Origin of the sequence: Actinoplanes sp. NPDC051851 (assembly GCF_040681165.1) — a bacterium.
In the GTDB taxonomy this organism is placed as follows: Bacteria; Actinomycetota; Actinomycetes; order Mycobacteriales; family Micromonosporaceae; genus Actinoplanes.
Window position 1 is genome coordinate 273,806 of record NZ_JBFAYF010000004.1, and the last position, 24,449, is coordinate 298,254.

Sequence of the window (24,449 nt, forward strand, 5' to 3'; positions counted from 1 at the left end):
TCAGGCGTGGCTGTAGACGGGGTGGGACGCTGGACACTCGGGCGGGTGCTCACGGCCTGTTACGGGCTGATGATCGCCCTGCTCATCGTCCTCGGCGCGGGCGCGATCTACCGGATCGAGACGCTCACCGACGAGCAGCAGCCGGTCGCCCGGATCGGCGACGTGCTCGCCGGCGTGGCCCAGCTGCGCATCGACATCAAGGACGCCGAGCGCGACCAGCGTGATTACCTGATCAGCGGTACCGCCGCCGACCTGATGACCTACAAGGCCTCGGTGGCCCGGATCCCCGGCACGATGGACCGGCTGGAGGCGCTCACCGCCCTGGAACAGGGCCAGGGCGAGCTCACCACCGAGCTGCAGCAGGCGCTGAGCGACGAGGTCGCCGAGCTGAACGAGCCGGTCGCCGCCCGGCGGACCGGCGGGTCCGAGGCGGCGATGGCCGTGCTGCGGGAGCGGACCGGCGACGGCGGGAGCCGCGCCGAGGAGCTGCTCAGCCGGATGAGCAGCGAGCAGACCGCGCTCCTCGCCGAGCTGCAGGCGCGCAGCGTGGAGCACACCCGGTACACCGAGTGGCTGATCGTCGGCGAGGTGCTGCTGACCACCGCGCTGGTCGGGCTGACCGGGATGTGGATCACCCGTACCGTGACCCGGCCGGTGAAGGCGGTGACCGAGGCGGCGGCCCGGGTGGCCGCCGGCGACCTGAGCGGTCGCGCGCCGGTCAAGGGGCTCAGCGAGGTGGCGGCGATGGCGGCCGCGGTGAACACCTCCACCGAGGCGCTGGTCGCGGCGCACGACGAGGCGGTCGCGGCGACCCGGGCCAAGGGCGCCTTCCTGGCGACCATGAGCCACGAGATCCGTACGCCGATGAACGCCGTGATCGGCATGACCGGCCTGCTGCTGGACACCGAGCTGACGCCGGAGCAGCGCGAGTTCGTCACCACCGTCCGGGACAGCGGCGAGACCCTGCTGATCATCATCAACGACATCCTGGACTGGTCGAAGATCGAGGCCGGACAGCTGGAGCTGGAGGACGCCACGTTCGACGTCCGCGAGTTCCTGGACAGCTCGCTGGCGCTGATGGCGGTCCCGGCCGGGCAGAAGGGCCTGGAACTGATCGGCCGGCTCGACCCGGCCTGCCCTCCGGTGCTCCGCGGCGACGTCACCCGGCTGCGCCAGGTGCTGGTCAACCTGCTCTCCAACGCGGTCAAGTTCACCGGCTCGGGCGAGGTGGTCGCCGAGATCAGTACGTCGCCGGCCGCGAACGACGGCGAGGTGCTGCTCTCGATCGCGGTACGCGACACCGGCATCGGCATACCGGCCGACCGGATGGACCGCCTGTTCCGGTCGTTCTCCCAGGTGGACGCGTCGACCACCCGGACGTACGGCGGCACCGGCCTGGGCCTGGCGATCAGCCGGCGTCTCGCCGAGGCGATGGGCGGCGACATCACCGTGGCCAGCGAGCCGGATCGGGGCTCGACCTTCACGCTCACCGCGCTGGTGCGGACCGCACCGGCGGGCGCCGCGGACCGGCCGATGCCGGACGAGTTCGCCGGCCGCACCGTGCTGCTCGTCGACGACCACGCCACCAACCGCGCGGTGCTCACCCAGCAGCTCAGCGGCTGGGGCCTGCGCTGCGTGGACGCCGCCTCGGCGGCCGAGGCGCTGAGCCTGATCGAGGGCGGCACCCGGTTCGACCTGGCGCTGCTCGACATGGGCATGCCGGACGTGGACGGCGTGCAACTGGCCGAGGCGCTGCGCCGGCTGCCCGGCGCCGAACACCTGCCGCTGGTGCTGGCCAGCAGCGTCACCTGGCGCGCCGAGGCCGGCGAGCGGGAGCTCTTCGACGCGATGCTGACCAAGCCGACCCGGGCCGCCACCCTGCACTCCACGCTGCGCCGGCTGCTGCTCGACGCCGAGCCGGTCGCCCCGCACGACGACCCGGACGGGCCGGAGAGCGCGCCGCGCTGGCACGGCTCGCTGCGCATCCTGCTGGCCGAGGACAACCACGTGAACCAGAAGGTCGCCCAGCTGATGCTCGGCAAGCTGGGCCACCGGGTGGACACCGTCTCGAACGGTCTGGAGGCGGTCCAGGCGCTCCGCCAGGCCTGGTACGACGTGGTCCTGATGGACGTGCAGATGCCGGTGCTGGACGGGCTGGCCGCCACCCGGCTGATCCGCTCCGAGTTCCCGGAGGACCGGCAGCCGCACATCATCGCGATGACCGCGAGCGTGCTGATCGAGGACCGTACCGCGTGCCGGAACGCCGGGATGAACGACTACCTGGCCAAGCCGATGCGGATGCCCGACCTGACCGCCGCGCTCACCCCGCTGCTGCAGGCCGCCGCGCCGCCACCGCCACCCGAGGAGAGCACCGTGCCGACCCCCGACCCGGACGATCGCGCGGGCGCCATCCGGGCCCGCCTCGGCGACGTCGTCGGGCCCGACCCGAACGAGGCCGAGCGCGCCCTGCTCGGCCGGCTGCTGACCTCCTTCACCACGAAGACGACCGCGGGCCTCGACCAGCTGTCCGTGCTGGTCGAGGCGGGCGAACCGAGCACGGTCCGGGAACTCGCGCACGCGCTCAAGGGCTCCGCGGCCAACATCGGCGCCGACGTCCTGAGCCGGATGTTCGCCCGGCTGGAGGAGCAGGCCAAGGTGGGGATCATCCCGGACCCGGACGTCCTGCTGCCCATGTTGCGCGGCGAGTACGCGCTGGTCGAGCCGGCCTGCGCGGCCGTCTCGGCGTCCCTGGCAGGTGACCGCGAGACCGAGGAGGTTTCGTCATGAACGAGACCGTCGACGACGAGGACCGCCTGGCGGCGCTGCACAGTTACGAGGTGCTCGACCGGCCCCGGCCGCCGGTGCTGGACGACCTGACCCGGCTCGCCGCGACGATGTTCGACACCCCGATGGCCGCGGTCTCGCTGATCGACCGGGACCGGCAGTGGTTCGCGGGGCGGGTCGGGCTGGCCGACGCGGAGACCCCCCTGGACGTCTCGTTCTGCGCGCAGATGCTGCCGACCCGCCGGCCGCTGATCGTCCCGGACGCCAGCCGGCACCCGCTCTTCTCGACGTACCGCAACGTGATCGAGGCGCCGAACATCCGGTTCTACGCCGGCGCGCCGATCATCGACGAGGACGGGCACGCGCTGGGCGCCATGTGCGTGATCGACTCCGAGGCCCGGCAGATCTCCGACCGGCAGATCGACACGCTGACCACCTTCGCCGGGCAGGCCGCCACCCACCTCTCCTCGATCCGTGGCCGGATGCGGCTGGCCGGGCTCGGCGACGACCTGGCCCGGGCCGCGCAGCGGGAGGAGGACCTGGTCGCCACGATCACCCACGAGTTGCGTACGCCGGTGGCCAGCATCCAGGGATACCTGGAGATGCTCGGCGAGCAGGAGGAACTGGCCCCGTACCGGCGGATGATCGAGCCGATCCACCGCAACGGGCAGCGGCTGGTCGCCATGGTCGACCACATCCTGGCCGGCACCCGCCCGCACGACGCGCCGCTGCCCGCCCCGGTCGGCCCGGTCGACCTGAACACCGTGGTCACCGCGGCGCTGACCGCCTGCCGCCCGCTCACCGTGCTGCGCGCCGAGCCGGTCACGGTGCACGCCGGGCTGCCGATCACGGTCCGTGCCGACCTGGCCCGGCTGGCCCACGCGATCGAGCAGCTGCTGCGCAACGCCCTGCTCTTCACCCCGCTGGACCGGCCGGTCACGATCACCACCACGGCCGACGAGGAACACCGGGCGGTGGTCGAGATCGCCGACACCGGGGTGGGCATCCCGGAGGACGAGGTCACGCACGTCTTCGACCGCTTCTACCGCGGACGGTTCGCGCGGGACCAGGCCGTACCCGGGGTCGGGCTGGGGCTGACCATCGCCCGGGCCATCACCGAGGCACACCACGGGACCCTGGAGTTGACGGGCGGCGCCGGCGGCGCGGTCGCCCGGATGACCCTCCCGGTTCTGGACTGACTCCCGCTACCGTTGACGGGTGGAACCGCCGATGACCCCCGAGGGCCTGGTCGAGGCGATCATGCGGCGGCTCGCCGGCCGGCACAGAATCGTTCCCGGGTACGTCGTCCGGGACGCGGTCGACACGGCACTCGCCAAGCGCTTCCCGGGTACGCCGCCCGGCGCGGTCCAGGTGCCGCCGGAGCTGGCCGCCGAGCTGATCGCCGGGGTCGCCGGCGACACGGTCCGGACCGGCGACGACGCGTCGACCATGCCGGCGGTGCTCGACGCCGACGAGACCGGGAAGCTGATGACCGGGCTGGGTCTGGCCGTACACCTCGCCACCTTCAACCTGGACCGGGACCGCCTGCACGTCGCCCAGGTCCTGAACGGCGCGGCCGCCGCTCTGGTGGCGCTCGGCGCCGCCTCCCGCGCCGCGCACGCCGACGGCACCGCGGCGGTGCTGGTCTCCCCCGCCACGCTGCGCACCGCCCGGACCACCATGATCGAGGTGCTGCAGGGACTCCGCGACCGTGGCTGGCGCGCCGAGCACCTCGACATGTCCGGCACCACCGCGATCGTCGCCGGTGTGCTCGCCATGCTCGGCGCCGTCCCCTGACGGCACGCTCAATTAACGCCGCCCCGTGCCGATGAGCAGGACATGGCGACTGTGGTGCGGAGCCGGGTGGAGGACCCGGAGCGGATCGCCGCGATCCGCGCGACCGGCCTGCTCGACGAGCCCGAGTCCCCCGGCCTGCGCCGGCTGACCCGGCTCGCGGCGCGCCTGCTCCGGGTGCCGGTCTCGCTGGTCTCCCTGGTCCTCGACGACCGGCAGGTCTTCCCCAGTCACCTGGGACTGCCGGAGTACTGGGCCGCACTCGGCGAGACGCCGATGTCGCACTCGTTCTGCCAGCACGTGGTGACCGGCGACGCCCCGCTCGTGGTCACCGATGCCCGGGAGCACCCGCTGGTCCGGGACAACCTGGCGATCGAGGACCTCGGAGTGATCGCGTACGCCGGGATGCCGATCCGGGTCGGCGGGATGACCCTCGGTGCGTTCTGCGCCATCGACTCCTCGCCGCACGCCTGGACCGGCGAGGAACTGGCGATCCTGGAGGACCTGGCCGCCGCGGTCGCCTCCGAGGTCGAGCTGGCCCGCGCCGCCCGGCACGCCCAGGAGACCTCGGCGGTGGTCCGGCGGATCCTCGAGGTGTCCCAGGACGCGTACGTCTCGATCGACGCCGACGGCGTGATCCGGGAGTGGAACCCGGCCGCCGAGAGGCTCTTCGGCTGGTCCCCTGCGGAGGCGGCCGGCGCCGACCTGAGCGCGCTCATCGTGCCCGAGGAGTTCCGCGCCGCACACCGCGCCGGGCTGGCCCGGGTACGCGCCAGCGGCCGCTCCGAGCTCGCCGGCCAGCGCCTGGAACTGCCCGCGCTGGACCGTACCGGCCGGACCTTCCCGATCGAGTTCTCCCTCCAGGCCACCTGGGATGTCACCGGCCGGCCGGTGTTCCACGCGTTCCTGCACGACATCAGTACCCGCCGGACCGCCGAGGAGCAGCTGCGCCGCCAGGCCGAACTGATCGACGCCGCACCGGCCGCGATCATCGTGCGGGACGCGGACGGCACCATCCGCTCCTGGAACCGGGGCGCCGAGCAGATGTACGGCTGGCCCGCCGACGCCGTCCTGGGCCGCAACATCCACCGGCTGCTCGCGACCAGCTTCCCGAAGGACCTGCCGCACGTGGAGCAGGCCCTGGAGAGCACCGGCGTCTGGCAGGGCGAGCTGGTGCACCGGCGCTCGGACGGGAACCCGGTGGTCTCGCTGAGCCGGCACGCCGTACGGCCCGCCGCCGACGGCGTCGCCGTCGAGGTGGTCGAGACCAACACCGACATCACCGAACGCCGCCGCGCCGAGGAGGCCCTCGCCGCCAGCGAACGGCAGTTCCGGGTGCAGTTCCACCAGTCCACCATCGGCCAGGTGATCATCGGGCTGGACGGCGTGATCGTGCACGTCAACACGGCGTTCGCCGGCATGATCGGGCGGGACGTGGCCACCCTGCCGGGCACCTCGATGTCCCGGCTCACCCACCCGGACGATCGGGACGAGGACACCCGCCTGCTCGCCGGGCTCTTCACCGAGGAACACGACTCGTACGAGCGGGTCAAGCGGCTGATCCACACCGACGGGCACACCGTCGACGTCCAGGTCGGCAAGCGCCTGGTCCGGGACGCCGAGGGTGCCCCGACACACCTGATCGCGGTCTTCCAGGACATCACCGAGCAGGTCCGCGCCGAGCGGGAACGGGACACCGCGCAGACCGTCCTGGCCGAGCGGAACGACCAGCTGCAGGCCGCCAACCAGCTCAAACTCGACCTGATGGGGATGCTCTCGCACGACATCGGCACGCCGCTGACCGCGATCATGGGGTACGGCGAGGTGCTGACCGAGAGTGATCTGCCCGCCCCGCTGGCCGGCTCGGCCAACCGGATCGTCGGCGCGGCCCGCCGTATCGACGAGCTCCGGCACAACGTACTGGCCATGTGCACGCTCGACGGCGGCGAACTGAAGACCGAGCGGCGGGTGGTCCCGCTCGCCGAGGCGCTGCGCGAGGCGCTCGACGCGGTCGAGGTCAGCGTGCCGGTGGACTGCCCGGAACACCTGGCGGTCCTGGCCAACCCGGCCCACCTGCGGCAGATCGTGACGAACTTCCTGACCAACGCGACCAAGTACGGCGGCGGCGCCACCCGGATCTCGGTCCGCTCGGACGGGGCGGTCACCTCGATAGGGGTGCACGACGAGGGCGCCGGGGTACCGGAGGAGCTGCGCGAGCACCTCTTCGAGCGCTACACGCGGGCCACCGGTGCCACGGCCGAGGGGCACGGGCTGGGCCTGCACATCGTGGCGAGCCTGGCCGCGGCGAACGGGGGCGAGGTCGCGTACCGGCCGAACGAGCCGGCCGGCAGCGTGTTCGCCCTGCGCCTGGAGACGGCGGCCTAGCGTCTTTGTTCAGGGCTTTCACTCAGGGCCGTATTCAGGGCTTCATTCAGGGCCTCGTTCAGGGCTTTATTCAGGTGCGCGCCTCTCGAGGGCTGTGCCAGGCTGGCCGACCATGGAACCGATCAGCGAGGCGACGATCCGAACCTCGTTCCGCAACTGCTCCAAGGGCGAGGCCGGACGGATCAAGCTGCCCGCCGACTTCTCCGCCACCCCCTGGGACGATCTCGACTTCTACGGCTGGATCGACCCGTCCGCTCCGCAGCGGGCCGCGATCGTGCTGCCCGGGCCGGACGCCTTCGTGCTCCGCAAGGCCGAGCGGGGGCGGGCCGGGGCGGGACGCTCCAGCATGTGCCAGATCTGCCTGACCGACCACGCGGCGGGCGGGGTCAGCCTCTTCACGGCACCGCGGGCGGGCGCGGCGGGCCGCAACGGCAACTCGGTCGGCGACTACTTCTGCTCCGACCTGGCATGCTCGCTCTACCTGCGCGGCAAGCGCACCCCGAAGCTCCGCCTGGTCCGCTTCGAGGAGACGCTGACCGTGGACGAGAAGATCACCCGGGCCACGGTAAAGCTGACCGCCTTCACAGCACGGGTCCTCGCTCCCTGACGTGCGGCAAGCGCCCCTTGGTGAGCCGCTGTGTGCGCCGGCCGCCCCTCGCCCGAAGGGCCGGGAGCCGGCCGGCGTTCCGGGGTGTGCCGAGGGCTCCGAAACATCCTTGAGCACCAGCCAGAAGCCGGACGGGCGGCAGAGCGAGCGCGCGGCGGGCGGGCCGGGCAGCAGACGGGCGGGTCAGGTGGGGGTGGAGCGGAGGAAGGTGGCGGCTGCGGTGATGTGGGCGTGTTCGGTGGGGGTCAGCGTGGGGTCGATGCGGCGGATCTCCACGGCGCGCGGGAGTTCGGCCAGGGGGGTGCCGCCGATCGCGGTGAGGAAGAGCGGGAGGAAGGCGGCCGCGGCGGACGTGTGCGGGTGGGTGCGGTCGGCGGCCACCTCGGCCAGGATCATCGCGGTCACCGCCGGGTCCAGGTCGGGTGGGCCCTCGGCGGCGTTGTGCCAGTCGATCACCACGGGGCCGCGGGCGGTGAGCATCACGTTCTCCGGGTGCAGGTCGAGGTGGAGCAGTGCCATGCCGGGTTCCGGGTGGAACGGGGGCGGTACGGCGTGCAGGCGGTGGTGCAGGGAGGCGAGCATGGTGGCGGCCTCCGCGATGGGCACGGCGCCGGTGATGAACGCGGCGGCGAGGGTCGGGCCCTCCAGGCGTTCCATGATCAGATCTGGGCCACGGGCCTCGAACACCTCGGGGACCGGGAAGCCGTGGGTGGCGGCGTACCGCATCATCATCGCCTCGCCGGCGGTTCCGGCGCCGTTGCGGTAGCGGCGCAGCACGCGGCCGTCGGCGTACGGGAAGACGTCCGCCTCACGACCGGAAGCGAGAGGAACGCCGGAAGCCAGAGGAACACCGGAGGCCGAGGGAACGCCGGGGGCCAGGGGAACCGGGTCGATCACCACGCGACGGTAGCCGAGAGGTGGGGACGCGGGTCAAGCGAATGTGAGGCGGGATGCGTGACGGAGCCGCTACGCATCGGTCTCGGGGTACGGGCCGGTGAGGGGCAGCTCGATGCCGACCGTGCTGCCCTGGCCGGAGACGCTGACGATGCTGACCCGGCCGTCGTGGCCCTCGGCGATCGCCTTCACGATGGTCAGGCCCAGTCCGAGGCCCTGCACCTCGGCGCGCTCGGCGTCGGCGGCGCGGCGGAACGGCTCCAGCACCCGTTCCTGGTCGGCCGGGCTGATCCCGATGCCGGTGTCGGTCACCTCCAGGATCGCGCGGTCGCCACGCCGGACCGCGGAGACCGTGACGTGGCCGCTCTCGGTGAACTTGACCGCGTTCAGGATCAGCCGGTCCAGCGCCTGGCCGATCCGGCGCCGGTCGATGTCGGCGTGGACCGGGCCGTCGATCGCGGTGGTCAGGGTGAGGCCCTTCGCCTCGGCGATCGGGCGGTTCGCCCCGGCCGCGGCGTGCACCAGCTCGACCAGGTCCGCCGGTGTCCGGTCGAAGTACTGGTTCTCGGTGCTGACCTGGGCGGCGAGCAGCATGTCGTCGACGAGCGAGAGCAGCCGGTCGGAGTTGCGCCGGACCCGGGCCAGGAAGTTCTCCCGGGCGTCCGGGCCGAGGTCCGGGTCGCCGAGCATCTCCAGGTACCCGTGGATCGAGCTGAGCGGGGTGCGCAGCTCGTGGTTGACCCGGGCGATGAACTCGTCCTTGATCCGCTCGGCGTCACGCAGCCGCTGGTTCAGGGCGTGCATGTCGCGGGCGTACTTGCGCAGCTCCAGCTGGGTGACCACGTGCCGGGCGAGCGCGCGCAGGCCGTCCTTCTGCGGCTGGGTGAGTACCCCGGGCACCCGATCGACCACGCAGAGCGTGCCGAGTCGCTGGCCGACCGGGGTGACCAGCGGCGCTCCGGCGTAGAACCGGATGTGCGGTTCTCCGGTCACCATGGGACTCGCGGCGAAGCGCGGATCGAGGTGGGCGTCCGGGACCTGCATGACGTCGAGTTCGTGCATCGCGATGGTGCAGAACGAGTCGGCCCGGTGCCCCTCGCAGATGTCGGTGCCGACCCTGGCCTTGAACCACTGCCGCTCCGCGTCGACCAGGCTGACCATGGCGGTCGGCTTGTCGCAGAGCTGCGCGGCCAGGACGGCGATGTCGTCGAAATCGCTCTCCGCCGGGGTGTCGAGGATCTCGTACCCGCGGAGCGCGGCGAGGCGTTCGGCCTCGACCGCCTCACCGGCGATTCGTGTTGCCGTCATGCGGACCTTCCCTCGCCACCGTTCTCCACACCGCTTACAGTCGGCTGCCGGAACCCCGGGATGAGCGCAGCGCTATCGCGGTTGCGGGGAGGTCATCCCCACGGCCTGCCGGTTCCACTCGTTCTCCAGCGTCCGGGCGTACGCCGACCGCCCCACCGGCAGCGTGAACGACATCCGCGTGCCGTTGCCGTACGGGTTGGCCCCCGCCTCGATCGCCCCGCCGTGCCGTTCCACGATCCGCTTGCAGATCGCCAGCTCCAGGCCGGACCGCCCGGGGTCCTCGGCGCGGTGGAAGCCGCTGAAGACGGACGGCCGCTGCCCCTCCGGGATGCCGATGCCGGCGTCCAGGATGTCGATCCGGATCATCCCGCTCGTCACCGCCTGGGAGGCGACGCTGAGCTGCGGCGGGTTACCCGGGACGGTGTTGTCGATGGCGTAGTCGATCAGGCACTCGATCAGCTGCCGGACCAGCACCGGGTCCCCCTCGACCGCGTCCAGCTGGCCGAAGGCGAACTGGGGCGGGGGCTTGCCGGCGCTCTCCGCGTGGTCGTACCGGCTGTTCGCGATGTCGGTCAGCAGCAGTTGCAGGTTGATCGTGGTGGGCATCAGCTTGCCGTCGCGGGCCGCGGTGTACGCGAGCAGCCCGTTGAGGAAGGTGCGCATCCGGGCCGCCGCGCGCTGGATCCGGCTGACCCGCTCGGCCGGCTTGTACCCGGCCAGCTCGGTCTCCAGCACCTCGGCCCAGCCCTCGATGGTGGTCAGCGGGTTGAGCAGGTCGTGCGCGACCACCCCGGCGAAGGACATCAGCTCGTCGCGGTGCCGCCGGTCCGCGGTGACGTCGTGGAAGACCACCACCACGTGCTGCGGGCCGCCGGGGTGGGTGGCGAGCCGGGAGACGTTGAACCGGACGATCCGCCCCTCGGGCACCGCGGCGTTACGGATCAGCACGTCCATCGGCTGCACGTCCTCGCCGGCCAGGGCACGCTGGTACGGCAGTTCGGCGTCGGTCAGCGGGGTGCCGTCCGGGTGGAAGAACCCGTAGTCGCTGGCGAGCGCGGTGCCCGCGGCGACCGTGCTGGTGCTGCCCAGCAGCCGTCCGGCGGCCGGGTTGCGGAGCACCAGCTTGCCGCTCTGGTCGAGGATGGCCAGGCCCTCGGTCATCGAGTTGACGATCCCGGTCATCAGGCCGGCCTTCTCGGTCGCCTCCTGCTCGGAGACGCTCATCCGGGCGATCAGCGCCTCCCGCTCGTCCCGGCTGAACGCCAGGGTCAGGCTGACCAGCGCGAGGATACCGACGTAGATCTGGATGATCAGGGCACGCGAGGTGACGCCGGCGACCTCGGCGTACGGGCCGGTGCCGTGCAGCGTGAGGACCGCCGCGATGGTGCCGAAGAGCATGGTGTGCGCGATCGCCAGCAGGGTCGGCAGCCGCAGGCCCGCCCAGACGGTGACCGGGATCAGCGCGAAGCCGATCGGCAGCGTGTCGTTGACCTCGAAGACGTAGAAGTACGCGCCGACCGAGACCAGGAGGACGGCGGCCGCCTCGATCATCATCCGCTCGTCGCGGGGCGGCGCGGCGATCCGCCGGGCGACCGTACTGAAGAGCAGCACGCTGACCACGTCGCGGACCAGCCAGACCGCCGCGTTTCCGACCGTACGGTCCCCGTTGATCAGTTCCTCGCCGAGCGTGCCGAGCAGCGCGCCGCAGAACGCGCTCGGCGTCGCGACCAGCAGCAGGCGCCAGAGGTCGTCGAGGTGGGCCAGCGGGCGGCGGCTGCCCTCCTCGCCGTCACCGGCCCAGACATCGGGCAGCCAGCGGGCGGCGGCGACCGCGAAGACCACCGCCTCCAGGAGCGCGACCAGGCCGTGCACCGCCGCGACGCTCAGGCTGGTGCCGGTCACCGCCAGGCCGCCGACGGTCAGGACGAAGAGCAGCGCGGCGTCCGTCCAGCGCCCACGTGAGTCGTTACGGACCACCATCCAGACCGCGGCGACCGCGGTGGCCGGCCAGATCACCGACGAGTCCAGCTCGTCCATCACCGCCAGCTTGCCGGCCAGCACCGCCAGCAGATAGAGCACCGCGAAGATCGCGGTGTTCGGCAGGGCAAAGCGCTGGCTCATGGGTTCGCCTCGGGTCGGCTCGGCGGGCTTCATTCACCCGTTCGGCACGGACGGCGATCTGCTGAACATCGGGGTCACCGCACGCTCCCGGTCGGCTCGGCGCCCGCGCGCACCGCGCGGGGTGAGTCGCACCCGGCGTGCAACCGTCCTTCTGCTCATCGGCACCGCAGGACGGGCGATTGCTCAGGGCACCTCGCACGAACCTTCACCGAGAGAAACGAGAAGGAGCCAGCATGACGGCCGTCCTCGACACCGCTCCCGCCCTCCTGCACACCCTCGCCGTGCCGGCCGCTCCGGGCCGCACGATCCTTGTCGTCGACGACGACGAGGGCGTCCGTGACCTGGTCAGCTTCAAGCTGGAGATGGCGGGTTACCGCACGATCACCGCGGCCGACGGCTGCACGGCGCTCACCGTGGTCGGCGAGAGCCGCCCGGACCTGGTGGTCCTCGACATCATGATGCCCGGCCTGGACGGTCTGAGCGTCTGCTACAAGATGCACGCCGACCCGGCCACCGCGACCATTCCGGTGATCATGCTCAGCGGCGTGGCCAGTGCCACCGACATCGACCTCGCGTTCGTCTCCGGGGCCGAGGAGTACCTGGCCAAGCCGCTGAACACCGCCGATCTGGTACGCCGGGTCGGGTGGCTGCTGCCGCACGCCTGACCGCGGCCCGTTCAGCCGGGCGCCCCGCCCTCCGATAAGACGTCTGTGAAGCTGAGGCGTGGGGCGCTCGGCCGGGCCACCGCGATCAGCGCGCTGGTCGCCGTGGTCGGCTCGGTCGTGACGCTCGGCGTCTGCGCGCTGCTCCGCCGGGAGGAGGTGGCCGCCGGCGAGACCCAGATGGACCGGCGGACCGCCGCCGCGGCGACCGCGGTCCGTGCGGAGACCCGCCGCTATCTGGACACCCTGCGGATCACGGCGGCGGCCACCGGCGCGCAGGAGACGATGACCGCCACCGAGTTCGGGACGATCACCACACCGCTGTTCTCGATGGGCCTGGCCGGGGCCACGTCGATCGCGCTGGTCGTCCCGGCGGGCGACGACGACGTGTCCCGGGTGCAACGGACGTACCGGGGACTCGGGGTACCGAACCTCACGCTGAACCCGAAGGGGACCGGGGAACACGCGTTCTCGGTCTTCAGCGCGGCGCTCGACGGCCGTACCCGGAATCTCGGTCTTGATCTGATGCAGGCGACGGCGCCGGCGGCCGCCCTCGCCGAGGCCCGCCGCAGCCGGCAGATCGCGGTCTCCGACACCTATCAGCTGATCACCGACCAGGTGCTGCCCGCGAGTCAGCGGCAGAACTCGTTCGTGCTGGTCGCGCCGGTCTACCGGGAGATCAAGCAGACCTTCCTGGGCTGGCTGGTGCTCGGCGTCCGGGGTCAGGACTTCATGGGTGACACCCTGGCCGAAACCGGTCAGGGCCTGCTCGACCTGAGCTTGGTCGCGGACAACTCCCGCGATCTGGACGTCACCGTGGCCAGCCTGCACACCGACGCCGGGGAACGGGCCGACCTGCATCGCCAGGCCGCCGTCCAGGTGGCCGACTCGACTTGGACGCTGCGGCTGGCTGCCTGCCGGGCCCATCTGCCCGGCGCGCACAGCGGCCTGCCACCCGCGGTGGCCGGCGGCGGGCTGAGCCTGAGCGCGCTGCTCACCGTGCTGGTCTGGGTGCTCACCACGCGCGGCGAGAAGGCACGCGCGCAGGTGCGGGCGGCCACCGGAGAGCTGCGGGCCAGCGAGTCGGAGACCCGGCGCCAGGCGATGCTGCTGCAGGCGGTTCTGGACAGCATCAGCGACGGCGTCGGCGTGGTCGACGCGGATGGCGCGTTCCTCATGCAGAACCCGGCCGCACGGACCATTCTCGGACAGACCGAGACCGACGATCCGATCGAGACCTGGCAGAACCACTTCGGGCTGTTCCGCCCGGACGGGGTCACCGCGTTCCCGGTCGGTGAGATGCCGCTGATCCGGGCCCTGGCCGGGGAGTGCAGCGACCAGGTGGAGATGGTGGTCCGCAACCCGGCGTTCCCGGAGGGGCGGGTGATCAGCGTCTCGGCCCGGCCGGTCGAGCTCGGCGGCCGCCCCGGCGCGGTGGCGGTCTTCCACGACATCACCGAGCGCAAACACGTGGAGACCGAGCTGCGCGGGTTCGCCGGCGTGGTGGCGCACGATCTCAAATCACCGCTCACCTCGGTACGCGGTTACGCCGAGATCGTCGCCGAGGCGGTCGAGGAGATCGCCGCGGGCGCCGGTCCGCAGGCGCTGGAGCAGGCCCGCCGCGGCACCGGCAAGGTGATCAGCGGCGCCGAGCGGATGCAGCGGCTGATCACCGAGCTACTCGACTACGCGGCGGCCCGGGACGCCACGCTGCGGGAGGACGACGTCGACCTGCGGGCGCTGGTGGACGAGGTGGTGACGACGCGTACCGACGCGCCGGAGGAGGAGCCCGGCACCCGGCCGGACGTCTTCGTCGGGCCGCTCCCCGCGGTCCGCGCCGACCCGGTGCTGCTGCGGCAGGTGATCGACAACCTGGTCGGCAACGCGATCAAGTACACCCCGCCGGGGCGGGCGCCGCGGATCGACATCACCGCGCGGACCGGCGGGGACGGCGTGGTCCGGGTCCGCGTCGCGGACCGCGGCATCGGCATCCCGGACGGCGAGCACGCCGCGGTCTTCGACAGTTTCCACCGGGCCAGCAACGGGAGGGCGCACCAGGGCACCGGTCTCGGGCTGGCGATCTGCCGGCGGATCGTGGAGCGGCACGGCGGGCACATCGAGGCCGAACCGAACCCGGGCGGCGGCACCATCTTCTCGTTCACCCTGCACGCCGCCTCCTCCGTCGACGAAAGGACGACGACCGAATCATCCCTGTCGGGGGTTGTATGAGCACGTGCACACATCCTAAGACAACCCTTGTTGATCTATAGGAGATGTGCAAATATCTCGCGCATGCCCGTCGTTCTGCATTGGTTCCTGCCCACCACCGGTGACAGCCGGTCCATCGTGGGCGTCGACGACCGCGGCGGCCGCAGCACGCACACCGACGGTGCGTCGCTCCGCGAGCCGGACATCGACTATCTGGTGGACGTCGCCCGCGCCGCCGAGCGCACCGGGTTCACCGGCGTGCTCACCCCGACGGGCACCTGGTGCGAGGACGCCTGGCTGACCACCGCCGCGATCGCGCGGGAGACCGGCACGCTGCGCTTCCTGGTGGCGTTCCGGCCCGGGTCGCTCTCCCCCACGCTCGCCGCGCAGATGGCCGCCACGTTCCAGCGGATCTCCCGGGGCCGGCTGATGCTCAACATCGTCACCGGCAGCGACGCGGCCGAGCAGCAGCGCTTCGGCGACTGGCTGGACAAGGACCAGCGGTACGCGCGGACCGGCGAGTTCCTCAGCGTGCTGCGCGGGGCGTGGCAGGGGCCGTACGACTTCGAGGGTTCGCATTACAGGGTGGCCGGGGCCCTCGCCCCACGCGCGTTCACGCCGCCGCCGATCTACTTCGGAGGCTCCTCCCCCGCCGCCCTCCAGGTCGCCGCGGACCACGCCGACGTCTATCTGACGTGGGGAGAGCCGCCCGCCGCCGTGGCCGAGAAGATCGCCGCGGTGCGGGCACTGACCTCTCGGGAGATCCGCTTCGGCATCCGGCTGCACGTGATCACCCGGGACACCTCCGAGGAGGCCTGGCGGGTCGCCCAGTCCATGCTGGACGCCCTCACCCCCGAGCAGATCGCCACGGCCCAGTCGTCTCTGCGCAAGGCCGACTCGGTCGGTCAGCAGCGGATGCTCGACCTGCACGGCGGCAAGCTCGACGCGCTGGAGATCTATCCCAACCTCTGGGCGGGCGTCGGCCTGGTCCGGCCCGGCGCCGGCACCGCGCTGGTCGGCAGCCACACCGAGGTCGCCGACCGCATCGCCGAATACCACGAGCTCGGCATCGACGAGTTCATCCTCTCCGGTTACCCGCATCTCGAAGAGGCCTACCACGCCGGTGAGGGCCTCGTGCCCGAGCTGCGGCGTCGCGGCCTTCTCGCTTCCTAAAAGGAGCCATACGCCATGACCAGCCTCTCCCGACGGGGCCTGCTGCGCCTCGCCGCCGGCACCGGCGCCGCCTCCCTCCTGGCCGCCTGCGCCGGACCGGGCGGCTCCGACTCCGCGACGAAGGACGACGGAGGAGAGCTCTCCTTCGCCCACTGGCGGGCCGAGGACAAGGACGTCTTCGCCCAGATCATCACCGACTTCCAGAAGAAGAACTCCGGCGTCACCGTCCGGCAGGACATCACCGCCTCCGCCGACTACCAGAGCACCGAACTGCAGAAGCTGCGCGGCGGCTCGGTGGGTGACGCCTTCACCGCGTTCCGCGGAGCGCAGTTCCTGGAGATCGGCAAGGCCGGGCTCTGGACGGACCTCACCGGTAGGGACCTGGTCGCCGAGTACCAGCCGGAGCTGATCACCGCGGGTGCGCAGGACGGCAAGCAGCTCGGCCTGCCGTACCAGCTGGTCTTCAACACCCCGCTGGTCAACACCGACCTGCTGGCCAAGGCCGGGGTCACCGAGGCGCCGAAGGACTGGGACGGCTTCCTCGCCCTGCTCGAGGCGTTCAAGGGCAAGGGCGTCACGCCGATCGCCTGGCCCGGCGGCGACTCGGCCAACGCCGGTCAGCTGCTCAACGTGATGGTGGTCAACAACGCGCCCACCGACGACGCGCTCGGCAAGATCGAGACCGGTGAGGCGAGGGTGACCGACGACTGGTTCCTCACCGTGCTGAAGCAGTACCAGCAGCTCGCGCCCTACTTCCAGACCGGCGCGACCGGGACCGGCAGCGACGCGGCGCTCGCGCTCTTCGCCCAGGGGAAGGCCGGCCTGCTCGCCACCGGCTCGTTCCAGGTCTCCGGCGTCCGCAAGCTCGGCGCCACCTTCGGCCTCGACCTGCTCTCGCCGATCACCACCACCGCCGACAAGGCCAAGTACGAGGGCGTCTTCAACGCGACCTTCATCCTCGGCGTGAACACCAAGTCCGGGAAGCAGGAGGCGGCGCAGGCCTGGCTCGACCACCTCTCCGACCCGGCGGTCGCGGGCGTCTACGCCAACGGCACCGCGCAGCACGTCACGGTCAAGGACGTCGAGTACACCAACGCCGACCTCAAGGCGCTCGCGCCGTGGCTGACCAAGAAGACCGCGCTCGCGCCCCGCTTCCAGTTCAGCAACCTGGACGTCCGCGGCGCGGTGGAGAACGCCACCGTCGCGGTGGTCGGCGGCACGTCACCCGAGGAAGCCGCCGAGGCCGCCCAGAAGGTCGTCGACCAGAAGCGATGAGGTCCCGGCTCCCCCTGCTGCTCTTCGCGTTGCCGGCACTGGTCCTGTACGGCGGGTTCTTCCTGCTGCCCGCCGTACAGGGTCTGCGGTACGCCACCACCGACTGGGACGGTTACAGCGCGACGTTCCAGTCGGTCGGCCTGGCGAACCTGACCGACGTGGTGAGCGACGACGACCTGTTCCGGAACGCGCTCACCAACAACCTGAAGTTCCTGCTGGTCGTGGTCCTCGGGCAGACCGCGCTCGCCCTGCTGCTCGCGGTGCTCCTCGCCGTACGCAACAGGGGAACGACGTGGCTGCGGGCACTCTTCTTCCTGCCGACCGTGCTCTCCTCCGTCTCGGTCGCCTTCATCTGGAAGTTCGTCTACGACCCGAACTTCGGGCTGGCCAACGCGCTGCTCCGGGCGGTCGGGCTGGATCACTATCAGTCGGCGTTCCTGGGCGACGAGGGCACCGCGATCCTCTGGGTGGCGGTGGCGCAGATCTGGTTCCACGCCGGGCAGATGATGGTCATCTACATCGCCGGGATCAACCAGATCCCGGACGAGCTCTACGACGCGGCGAAGACCGACGGCGCCGGGCGCTGGCAGCAGTTCCGGCACGTCACCTGGCCGATGGTGGCGCCCGCGACGGCCCTGGTGATCGCGTACACGACGCTCCAGTCTTTCAAGGCCTTCGATCTGATCCTCGGACTGGCCGGCAACCCGCCGCGGTCCGGCCTGGACGTGCTGGCCACCCGGATCTACGCGACGTTCGCCAACTCCCAGCTGGGGTACGCCGCCGCGGAGTCGATCGTCTTCATGGTCGCCATCGCGCTGGTGACCTTCCTGCAGAACCGAGCCGCGAGGATGGTCCACGGGTGAGACGACTCCTCCTCGGCGTCTACGCCCTGCTGATCGTGGTACCGCTCCTGGTCATCGTGGGCGGCAGCTTCAAGACCACCACCGACCTGTTCGCCGCGCCGTTCGGCCTGCCCACCCGTCCGACGCTGGACAACTACGCCACCGTGCTCACCAAGGAGGACCTGCTCGGCGTGCTCGGCAACAGCCTGCTGGTGGTCGGCGTCTCGGTGCCGGTCACCCTGCTGCTCGGGAGCCTCGTCGCGTACGCCGTGGCCCGGCTGCCCCGCTGGCCGTCCCGGATCCTCTACGGCATCTTCGCCGTCGGCCTCGCGGTGCCCGCCCAGGCCGTGATGATCCCGCAGTACGTGCAGTTCGACCGGCTCGGCCTGCGCAACAGCCTGACCGGCCTGATGCTGATCAACATCGTGGTGACGCTGCCGGTGGCGGTCTTCATCCTGGCCGGGTTCATGAAGACGCTCCCCGCCGAGCTCTACGAGGCCGCCGAGATCGACGGCGCCGGGCTCTGGGCGGTGTACCGGCGGATCACCGTCCCGGTCTCGTACCCGTCGCTCGCCGCCACCGGCATCTTCCTGGTCGTGATGCACTGGAACGACCTGCTCTACCCGCTGCTCTTCATCGACGATCCGTCGAAGCGCACGCTGCCGCTGGCCCTGCTCGACTTCCAGGGCGAGTACCTCACCGACTACCCGCTGCTCTTCACCGGCGTGGTGGTCGCCTCCCTGCCGATGGTCCTCGCGTACGCCTTCCTGCAGCGCCACTTCGTCGCCGGCATCACCGCCGGCGCCGTCAAGGGATGAGGACACCCCGTTAACATTCCCTGAATCCTTGCCCTGACCAGCTCTTTCGCTTGACCGGCGTACCTAGCATCGAAGTCCTTCAACAGTGGGTTTCGGAGACAGTGGGTTTCGGAGGCGGTCATCGAATTCTGGTGGAGCGTCGGTCTCGCGGCGCTCGGTGTCATGGTCCCCATCGTCGCGGCGCTCTACGAGTTCGTCCTCAAGGGACGCAAGCGTCTCGGCTATCGCGTCCAGCTGAACACGTTCATGACCAACGTGGCCGACCTCGACGACGAGCTGGTGCAGGCCTTCCAGGGGATCCGGGACCGCACCGGCGGCCCTCTGGACCGGCCGTCGCTGACCCTGCTGCGCATCGAGAACGACGGTTTCACCGACGTGGCCGAGGACGACTACAAGCACCAGAGCCGGAAGAAGGACTGGGGTTTCCGGTTCGTCTTCCCCGGCCGCGAGGTGGTCGGCGTGGTGATCACCTCGCTCAGCGACGACTCCCTGGACTCCAACTTCAGCGAACTGCGCGGATCGCACACCGACGAGAAGGAGAAGGTCCGGGGCGGGACCATCGAGATCCCCCGGGTCGAGCTGAAACCGGGTCAGCACTTCAAGGTGCTCGCCCTGCTCGACGGCGGCGAGATCGACCCGCGGCACAAGGACGAGCCGAGCGAGCCGATCATGCACGGCGGGCTGCGATTCGGCTCCACCCGCAAGACGCAGAGCCGGACCGGCACGCCGCGCTCGGTGCTCGCCCTGATCGGCTTCCTGGTCGTACTGATGGCCGCACAGCTGGTCATCTTCCTGCGCACCGACACCAGCACCCCGCTCGACTGCGCCTCCGGGCACCTCACCGTCCTCGGCTCCACCGCCTTCAAGCCGATCGTCGAGGAGGCGGCGGACGCGTACACCGGCATCTGTCCCGGCGCGTCCTTCTCGTTCGCGATGGCGGGCAGCGGTGAGGGCCTGGAGAAGATGGAGGACCTGCAGTCCACGCCCTCGGCGTACGTCGCCTTCGCGGACGGGAGGAAGCCGGAGGGCGCGATGCCGTACCTGGTCGGACGCCCGATGAGCTTCTTCCTCTTCGCCCTCGCCGTCGACGCGGACGCCGGCGTCGCGGACCTGACCGCCGCGCAGATCCGCGACATCTACGCCGGGAGGATCACCGACTGGAAGCAGGTGGGCGGCGCGGACCTGCCGATCCGGATCATCACCCGGCATCCGGACTCGGGGACGCGGGCGGCGTTCAAGGATCGCGTCCTGCACACCGAGGAGGCGCGCTACACGGTCGCCAACTGTCCCAACGGGGAGTCCGCCGAGTGGGCCGGCAAACCGTACATCTGCGAGGTCAGTGACACGGAGAAGCTCGTGAGTGAGGTCTCCAAGACCAAGGGCTCCATCGGGTACGGCGAGGTGGGAGCGGTCACGGACACCGCAGGCGTGACAGCCGTCCGCATCGACGACCACGCGCCCACCCTGGAGCAGGCGGAGGCGGGCCTCTACCCGTTCTGGGAGACCGAGTACGCGTACACGTTCGCCGATGTCGACGCCCGCTCCCTGAACGCCAGCTTCCTGCGCTTCCTCACCAATCAGGTCGGCGCCGACATCCTCCGCTCGCACGGCCTGCGCCCCTGCCCCGAGCTCGCCAACCCCGCCCGCTGCCAGCCCGTCTGACCGCCGCCGTCCGCCGTCGGAACGCCGCCGGAACGCCGCCGCCGGAACGTTGACGTTTTTTTAACGGCCGGTCCCGGCCATCGGTGACAGGATTTTCCGCGGCGCGGCAGATACCGGCCAGGGGTGACGCCGGAAGGAACGCGATGACGACCGCGCTGCGTGAGTGGCTGCTGCAAGGGGAGAAGAGCCAGGAGTCCGAGAAGCGGCACGCCTGGTGGAAGGTGATGTGTTTGACCGGAGTGGACTACTTCTCCACGCTCGGCTACCAGCCCGGCATCGCCGCGCTCGCCGCCGGTGCACTGTCGCCGCTGGCCACACTGGTGCTCGTGCTGGTCACGCTCCTCGGGGCGCTGCCGGTCTACCGCCGGGTGGCGCGGGACAGCCCGCACGGCGAGGGGTCGATCGCGATGCTCGTCCGGCTGCTGCCGTTCTGGAAGGGGAAGCTCTTCGTCCTGGTGCTGCTCGGGTTCGCGGCGACCGACTTCATCATCACGATCACGCTCTCCGCGGCGGACGCGACCGCGCACATCGACGAGAACCCGTACTGGCCCACCGCCTGGCACGGCCACGAGGTGGTGGTGACGCTGGCGCTGATCGCGCTGCTCGGCGGGGTGTTCCTGAAGGGGTTCACCGAAGCGATCGGGATCGCGGTCGGGTTGGTCGGCGTCTACCTCGGACTGAACGTGATCGTGGTCGGGGACGCGCTGTGGCGGGTGGCCACCCATCCGCACACGGTCGGCGACTGGACCACCGCGCTCACCACCCAGCACGGCGACCCGGTGGCGATGGTGGCGATCGCCCTGCTGGTCTTCCCCAAGCTCGCCCTCGGGCTCTCCGGGTTCGAGACCGGGGTGGCCGTCATCCCGCACATCGAGGGCGACCTGGAACGGCGGATCCGTGGCGGGAAACGGCTGCTCACCGTGGCCGCCGGGATCATGAGCGTCTTCCTGCTGACCAGTTCGCTCGCCACCACGATCCTGATCCCGGCGTCCGCGTTCGCGGAGGGCGGGGCGGCGAACGGCCGGGCCCTGGCGTACCTGGCGCACCAGAACCTGGGCAGCGCGTTCGGCAGCGTCTACGACGTCTCGACGATCGCGATCCTCTGGTTCGCCGGTGCCAGCGCGATGGCCGGCATGCTCAACCTGGTGCCGCGCTACCTCCCGAAGTTCGGCATGGCCCCGGCCTGGGCCCGCGCCGTGCGGCCGCTGGTCCTGGTCTTCACGGGCACCGCGTTCCTGATCACCTGGATATTCGACGCGGACGTGGACGCGCAGGGCGGCGCGTACGCCACCGGCGTCCTCGTCCTGATCACCAGCGCCGCGACCGCCGTGACCCTCTCCGCCCGGCGCCGCCGTCAGCGCGGACGGGCCTGGGCGTTCGGCGTGATCACCGCGGTCTTCGCGTACACCACCGCCGCGAACGTGGTCGAGCGCCCGGACGGCGTGAAGATCGCGGCCTGCTTCATCGCCGGGATCCTCGCCGTCTCCCTGCTCTCCCGGGTCTTCCGGGCGTTCGAGCTGCGGGTCACCACGATCGATGCGGACCCGGCGGCCGAACGGTTCCTGGAGGAGCTCGGCCACCGCCAGATCCGGCTGGTCGCCAACGAGCCGGATCGCCGGGACGCCCGCGAGTACTCCGACAAGCTCGCCCAGATCATCGCCGACAACGACATGGCCGACCAGCGGGACATCCTCTTCGTCGAGGTCACCGTCGTCGACGCGTCGGACTTCGAGACCGCCCTGCACCTGCGCGGCGAGGTGCTGCACCACCGCTACCGGGTACTCAGCGTGGAGAGTTCCTCGGTGCCGAGCGCGCTGGCCGCCCTGCTGATCTGGATCCGGGACACCACGAAGCGGCGACCGCACATCTACTTCGAGTGGACCGAGGGCAACCCGGTGACGAACTTCGCCCGCTACCTGATCCTCGGCCAGGGCGAGGTCGCCCCGGTCACCCGCGAGATGATCCGCCAGGCCGAGCCCCGCCGCGACCGCCGCCCCCACATCCACGTCGGCTGACCCGCCACCATCCACGACCTTCTCCTCCGTCGGTCGCAGGTACACGTGCGCCCGAGGCCGATCGTGAGGGTCAGCAGCAGCCCGAACATCTTGCCGACCAGGCGGCGCCGGCTCAGGTGGCTGGGCCGGTGTTGATGTCCGCCTTGGTGCCGCCCTCGTTGAACACACCGCCGGACTCCGAGTCGCCGATCTTCGCGGCCCCCGGCCGGCTCAGTTCGCGGTCGAAGCGCGGGTCGGTGAGCAGCGCGCGGACGTCGTCGTAACGGGTGAGGAGCAGGGCCTCGTCACCGCTGGGCATGCGGACGTGGGCGACGGGGCGGCCGGAACGCAGGCGCTCCCACTCCTCCGGCGGCTCCAGCGGCGTGCGCTGACGGAACGGAAGTCGAGTGCGGCGGCCTGATCCTCGACGGTCATGGCGCTTCCTCCACGGGGACGCGTCGCGGTTACGCATGGTTATCGATCAATCTCAGCTTAGTCAGATAACTCGGCACAGCCAATGGCACTTCGCGGAGGTTTTTATATGGGATTTCCATCCCCCGAACAGAGGGGGTGCATAGCGATCCGACACCCGCACCCGGTCCATCGACCCCCCCATACCGGAAGATCCACTAAAGAGCTCCGCGTTATACAGGATAAGCAGGTAGGTCACAATGCTCCTGCAGTACTTCAAGATGGACAAGAGTGTTAGTCTCATCACTCCGCTTTCCACGAAAGCGCCTATTCCGATCTTGACAAGGGGTGCGGTTGACTGTGTGTCGCCTCACCGTCACCCCCAGATATGGCACCGCTCATACATGGTGAGCGCGGAAGCCCTCTCGCCCGGCGCGATAGAAATGCGCACTACGGCAACAATCGCAACTTCGATACATCCGTGACGCTGCACGAAACTCCTACCAGGAGCGCCCGTCCGCGGCAATCGAAAGGCACCCCTGACTGCAATTTTTCATTTATATCTGTCAGTGGAGGCGAAATGGACATCACCACCCACAGCAACCCCGAACCCGCCGCGTCGATGCGCGCCTCCGTGACCCGGGCGAGTCTGCGCGTGCTGGCCTACCCGGCGCTCCTCGTGGCCATGGCGGTGGTCGGCATGGCGGGCCCGCGGCTCGGATGGGACCTCGGCATCGCCAACTTCGCGTTCCTGTTCGGCACGCTGACCTACTTCGCGATCCTCGAGCGAATCATCCCGTACGACCGGTCCTGGCACCCGAGCCGACGGGAGTGGCGCTGGTACGGGATCTATTTCCTGCTCACCCTGCTCGGCGGCGGCATCGCCCAGCTTCTGGTGTCGTGGCTGGTGGCGGCGGTGGCGACAGCCGAACCGGCGCTGCCGCTGGCCGCCGAGGTCCCACTCGCCCTGCTCGCCGGCTCATTGGGCAGCTATGTGATGCACCGACTCGGCCACACGAACAGCTGGCTGTGGAAACTGCACGGGATCCATCATCTGCCCGACAAGGTCAACGTCGGCAACAACGGCGTCTCGCACATCTTCGACATCGTGCTGGCCCAGGGCGTGGTGCAGCTGTCGCTCGCGTTCGCCGGCTTCTCCGAGCCGTCCGTCTTCCTCGTCGGCCTGTTCGTGGTCGTGCAGGGCTACTTCACCCACGCCAACATCGACGTGCGGATCGGCTGGCTGAATCACGTCCTGGCCAGCCCGGAGCAGCACCGGCTGCACCACAGCACAGATCTGGCGGAGGCCGGCAACTTCGGCTCCGACCTGTCCATCTGGGACCAGCTCTTCGGCAGTTTCACCTGGCGGCCGGGCCGTCGGCCGACCGCCATCGGAGTGACCGACCCGGGCTCGTTCCCACCGGTCGGCGAGATCCGCGCGACGCTGCTGCACCCCCTCCGCGGCGACCGCCGCTACTGAGCCACCCGTCAATCTCACCTGACCCCAAGGA

General features: G+C 70.8%; 18 protein-coding genes. 14 read left to right on the top strand and 4 right to left on the bottom strand.

Features of this window, described 5'->3' with window-relative positions; all coding sequences use genetic code 11:
- Positions 1-45 precede the first annotated feature (45 nt).
- From AB0M08_RS06690 to AB0M08_RS06710, 5 genes are all read left to right on the top strand, one after another.
- On the top strand, positions 46-2,787 hold the full coding sequence (locus AB0M08_RS06690) for a response regulator (protein ID WP_364489542.1): 2,742 nt from the start codon (positions 46-48) through the stop codon (positions 2,785-2,787).
- A complete protein-coding gene (locus AB0M08_RS06695) occupies positions 2,784-3,983 on the top strand; it encodes a GAF domain-containing sensor histidine kinase (RefSeq protein ID WP_364489545.1) in 1,200 nt (399 codons plus the stop codon). The genes AB0M08_RS06690 and AB0M08_RS06695 overlap by 4 nt, the downstream gene beginning before the upstream one ends.
- A gap of 19 nt (positions 3,984-4,002) precedes the next feature.
- Positions 4,003-4,581, top strand: a complete 579-nt coding sequence (locus AB0M08_RS06700; RefSeq protein ID WP_364489548.1) for a hypothetical protein — start codon at positions 4,003-4,005, stop codon at positions 4,579-4,581.
- Positions 4,582-4,623: 42 nt separating this feature from the next.
- Positions 4,624-6,963 carry a PAS domain S-box protein gene (locus AB0M08_RS06705; RefSeq protein WP_364489551.1) on the top strand — a complete coding sequence of 780 codons (2,340 nt, stop codon included), beginning with the start codon at positions 4,624-4,626 and terminating at the stop codon, positions 6,961-6,963.
- A gap of 112 nt (positions 6,964-7,075) precedes the next feature.
- A complete protein-coding gene (locus AB0M08_RS06710; protein WP_364489554.1) occupies positions 7,076-7,570 on the top strand; it encodes an FBP domain-containing protein in 495 nt (164 codons plus the stop codon).
- Between the two features lie 183 nt (positions 7,571-7,753).
- On the opposite strand, the gene AB0M08_RS06715 is transcribed toward AB0M08_RS06710, so the two are convergent.
- From AB0M08_RS06715 to AB0M08_RS06725, 3 genes are all read right to left on the bottom strand, one after another.
- Positions 7,754-8,467 (bottom strand): phosphotransferase, encoded by a 714-nt coding sequence (locus AB0M08_RS06715; RefSeq protein WP_364489556.1) that lies wholly within the window; start codon positions 8,465-8,467, stop codon positions 7,754-7,756.
- A 69-nt stretch (positions 8,468-8,536) separates the two neighbouring features.
- Complete coding sequence (locus AB0M08_RS06720) at positions 8,537-9,772, bottom strand: GAF domain-containing sensor histidine kinase (RefSeq protein ID WP_364489559.1); 1,236 nt, start codon at positions 9,770-9,772, stop codon at positions 8,537-8,539.
- 72 nt (positions 9,773-9,844) lie between these two features.
- Complete coding sequence (locus AB0M08_RS06725; RefSeq protein WP_364489562.1) at positions 9,845-11,893, bottom strand: ATP-binding protein; 2,049 nt, start codon at positions 11,891-11,893, stop codon at positions 9,845-9,847.
- A 233-nt stretch (positions 11,894-12,126) separates the two neighbouring features.
- On the opposite strand from AB0M08_RS06725, the gene AB0M08_RS06730 reads away from it, so the two are divergent.
- The 8 genes from AB0M08_RS06730 (at position 12,127) to AB0M08_RS06765 (ending at position 22,548) form a co-directional block, all read left to right on the top strand.
- Positions 12,127-12,558: a response regulator gene (locus AB0M08_RS06730; protein WP_364489565.1), complete on the top strand. Its 432-nt coding sequence runs from the start codon at positions 12,127-12,129 to the stop codon at positions 12,556-12,558.
- Positions 12,559-12,603: 45 nt separating this feature from the next.
- Positions 12,604-14,784, top strand: coding sequence for an ATP-binding protein (locus AB0M08_RS06735; RefSeq protein WP_364489568.1), 2,181 nt, complete (start codon positions 12,604-12,606; stop codon positions 14,782-14,784).
- A gap of 63 nt (positions 14,785-14,847) precedes the next feature.
- The gene (locus AB0M08_RS06740; protein WP_364489571.1) at positions 14,848-15,936 is read left to right on the top strand and encodes an LLM class flavin-dependent oxidoreductase; all 1,089 of its coding nucleotides are present in this window, start codon (positions 14,848-14,850) and stop codon (positions 15,934-15,936) included.
- Positions 15,937-15,951: 15 nt separating this feature from the next.
- Positions 15,952-17,211 carry an extracellular solute-binding protein gene (locus AB0M08_RS06745; protein ID WP_364489574.1) on the top strand — a complete coding sequence of 420 codons (1,260 nt, stop codon included), beginning with the start codon at positions 15,952-15,954 and terminating at the stop codon, positions 17,209-17,211.
- Positions 17,208-18,074: a sugar ABC transporter permease gene (locus AB0M08_RS06750; protein ID WP_364489577.1), complete on the top strand. Its 867-nt coding sequence runs from the start codon at positions 17,208-17,210 to the stop codon at positions 18,072-18,074. Before AB0M08_RS06745 ends, AB0M08_RS06750 begins: the two co-directional genes overlap by 4 nt.
- Complete coding sequence (locus AB0M08_RS06755) at positions 18,071-18,871, top strand: carbohydrate ABC transporter permease (protein ID WP_364489580.1); 801 nt, start codon at positions 18,071-18,073, stop codon at positions 18,869-18,871. The genes AB0M08_RS06750 and AB0M08_RS06755 overlap by 4 nt, the downstream gene beginning before the upstream one ends.
- A gap of 162 nt (positions 18,872-19,033) precedes the next feature.
- Positions 19,034-20,533: a substrate-binding domain-containing protein gene (locus tag AB0M08_RS06760; RefSeq protein ID WP_364489583.1), complete on the top strand. Its 1,500-nt coding sequence runs from the start codon at positions 19,034-19,036 to the stop codon at positions 20,531-20,533.
- Between the two features lie 143 nt (positions 20,534-20,676).
- Positions 20,677-22,548, top strand: coding sequence for an amino acid transporter (locus AB0M08_RS06765; protein ID WP_364489585.1), 1,872 nt, complete (start codon positions 20,677-20,679; stop codon positions 22,546-22,548).
- 112 nt (positions 22,549-22,660) lie between these two features.
- Here the strand turns inward: AB0M08_RS06765 and AB0M08_RS06770 are convergent, their stop codons facing one another.
- Complete coding sequence (locus AB0M08_RS06770) at positions 22,661-22,846, bottom strand: hypothetical protein (protein WP_364489587.1); 186 nt, start codon at positions 22,844-22,846, stop codon at positions 22,661-22,663.
- Between the two features lie 672 nt (positions 22,847-23,518).
- Between AB0M08_RS06770 and AB0M08_RS06775 the strand changes: the two genes are divergently transcribed.
- Positions 23,519-24,418 (top strand): sterol desaturase family protein, encoded by a 900-nt coding sequence (locus tag AB0M08_RS06775; RefSeq protein ID WP_364489590.1) that lies wholly within the window; start codon positions 23,519-23,521, stop codon positions 24,416-24,418.
- Positions 24,419-24,449: the final 31 nt, after the last annotated feature.

Bases quoted from the DNA above. Each gene is read 5' to 3' on its own strand.
- AB0M08_RS06695 (WP_364489545.1), top strand. From the start codon at position 2,784: ATGAACGAGACCGTCGACGACGAGGACCGCCTGGCGGCGCTGCACAGT.
- AB0M08_RS06705 (WP_364489551.1), top strand. From the start codon at position 4,624: ATGGCGACTGTGGTGCGGAGCCGGGTGGAGGACCCGGAGCGGATCGCC.
- AB0M08_RS06710 (WP_364489554.1), top strand. From the start codon at position 7,076: ATGGAACCGATCAGCGAGGCGACGATCCGAACCTCGTTCCGCAACTGC.
- AB0M08_RS06720 (WP_364489559.1), bottom strand. From the start codon at position 9,772: ATGACGGCAACACGAATCGCCGGTGAGGCGGTCGAGGCCGAACGCCTC.
- AB0M08_RS06725 (WP_364489562.1), bottom strand. From the start codon at position 11,893: ATGAGCCAGCGCTTTGCCCTGCCGAACACCGCGATCTTCGCGGTGCTC.
- AB0M08_RS06730 (WP_364489565.1), top strand. From the start codon at position 12,127: ATGACGGCCGTCCTCGACACCGCTCCCGCCCTCCTGCACACCCTCGCC.
- AB0M08_RS06740 (WP_364489571.1), top strand. From the start codon at position 14,848: ATGCCCGTCGTTCTGCATTGGTTCCTGCCCACCACCGGTGACAGCCGG.
- AB0M08_RS06745 (WP_364489574.1), top strand. From the start codon at position 15,952: ATGACCAGCCTCTCCCGACGGGGCCTGCTGCGCCTCGCCGCCGGCACC.
- AB0M08_RS06750 (WP_364489577.1), top strand. From the start codon at position 17,208: ATGAGGTCCCGGCTCCCCCTGCTGCTCTTCGCGTTGCCGGCACTGGTC.
- AB0M08_RS06760 (WP_364489583.1), top strand. From the start codon at position 19,034: ATGGTCCCCATCGTCGCGGCGCTCTACGAGTTCGTCCTCAAGGGACGC.
- AB0M08_RS06765 (WP_364489585.1), top strand. From the start codon at position 20,677: ATGACGACCGCGCTGCGTGAGTGGCTGCTGCAAGGGGAGAAGAGCCAG.
- AB0M08_RS06770 (WP_364489587.1), bottom strand. From the start codon at position 22,846: ATGCCCAGCGGTGACGAGGCCCTGCTCCTCACCCGTTACGACGACGTC.
- AB0M08_RS06775 (WP_364489590.1), top strand. From the start codon at position 23,519: ATGGACATCACCACCCACAGCAACCCCGAACCCGCCGCGTCGATGCGC.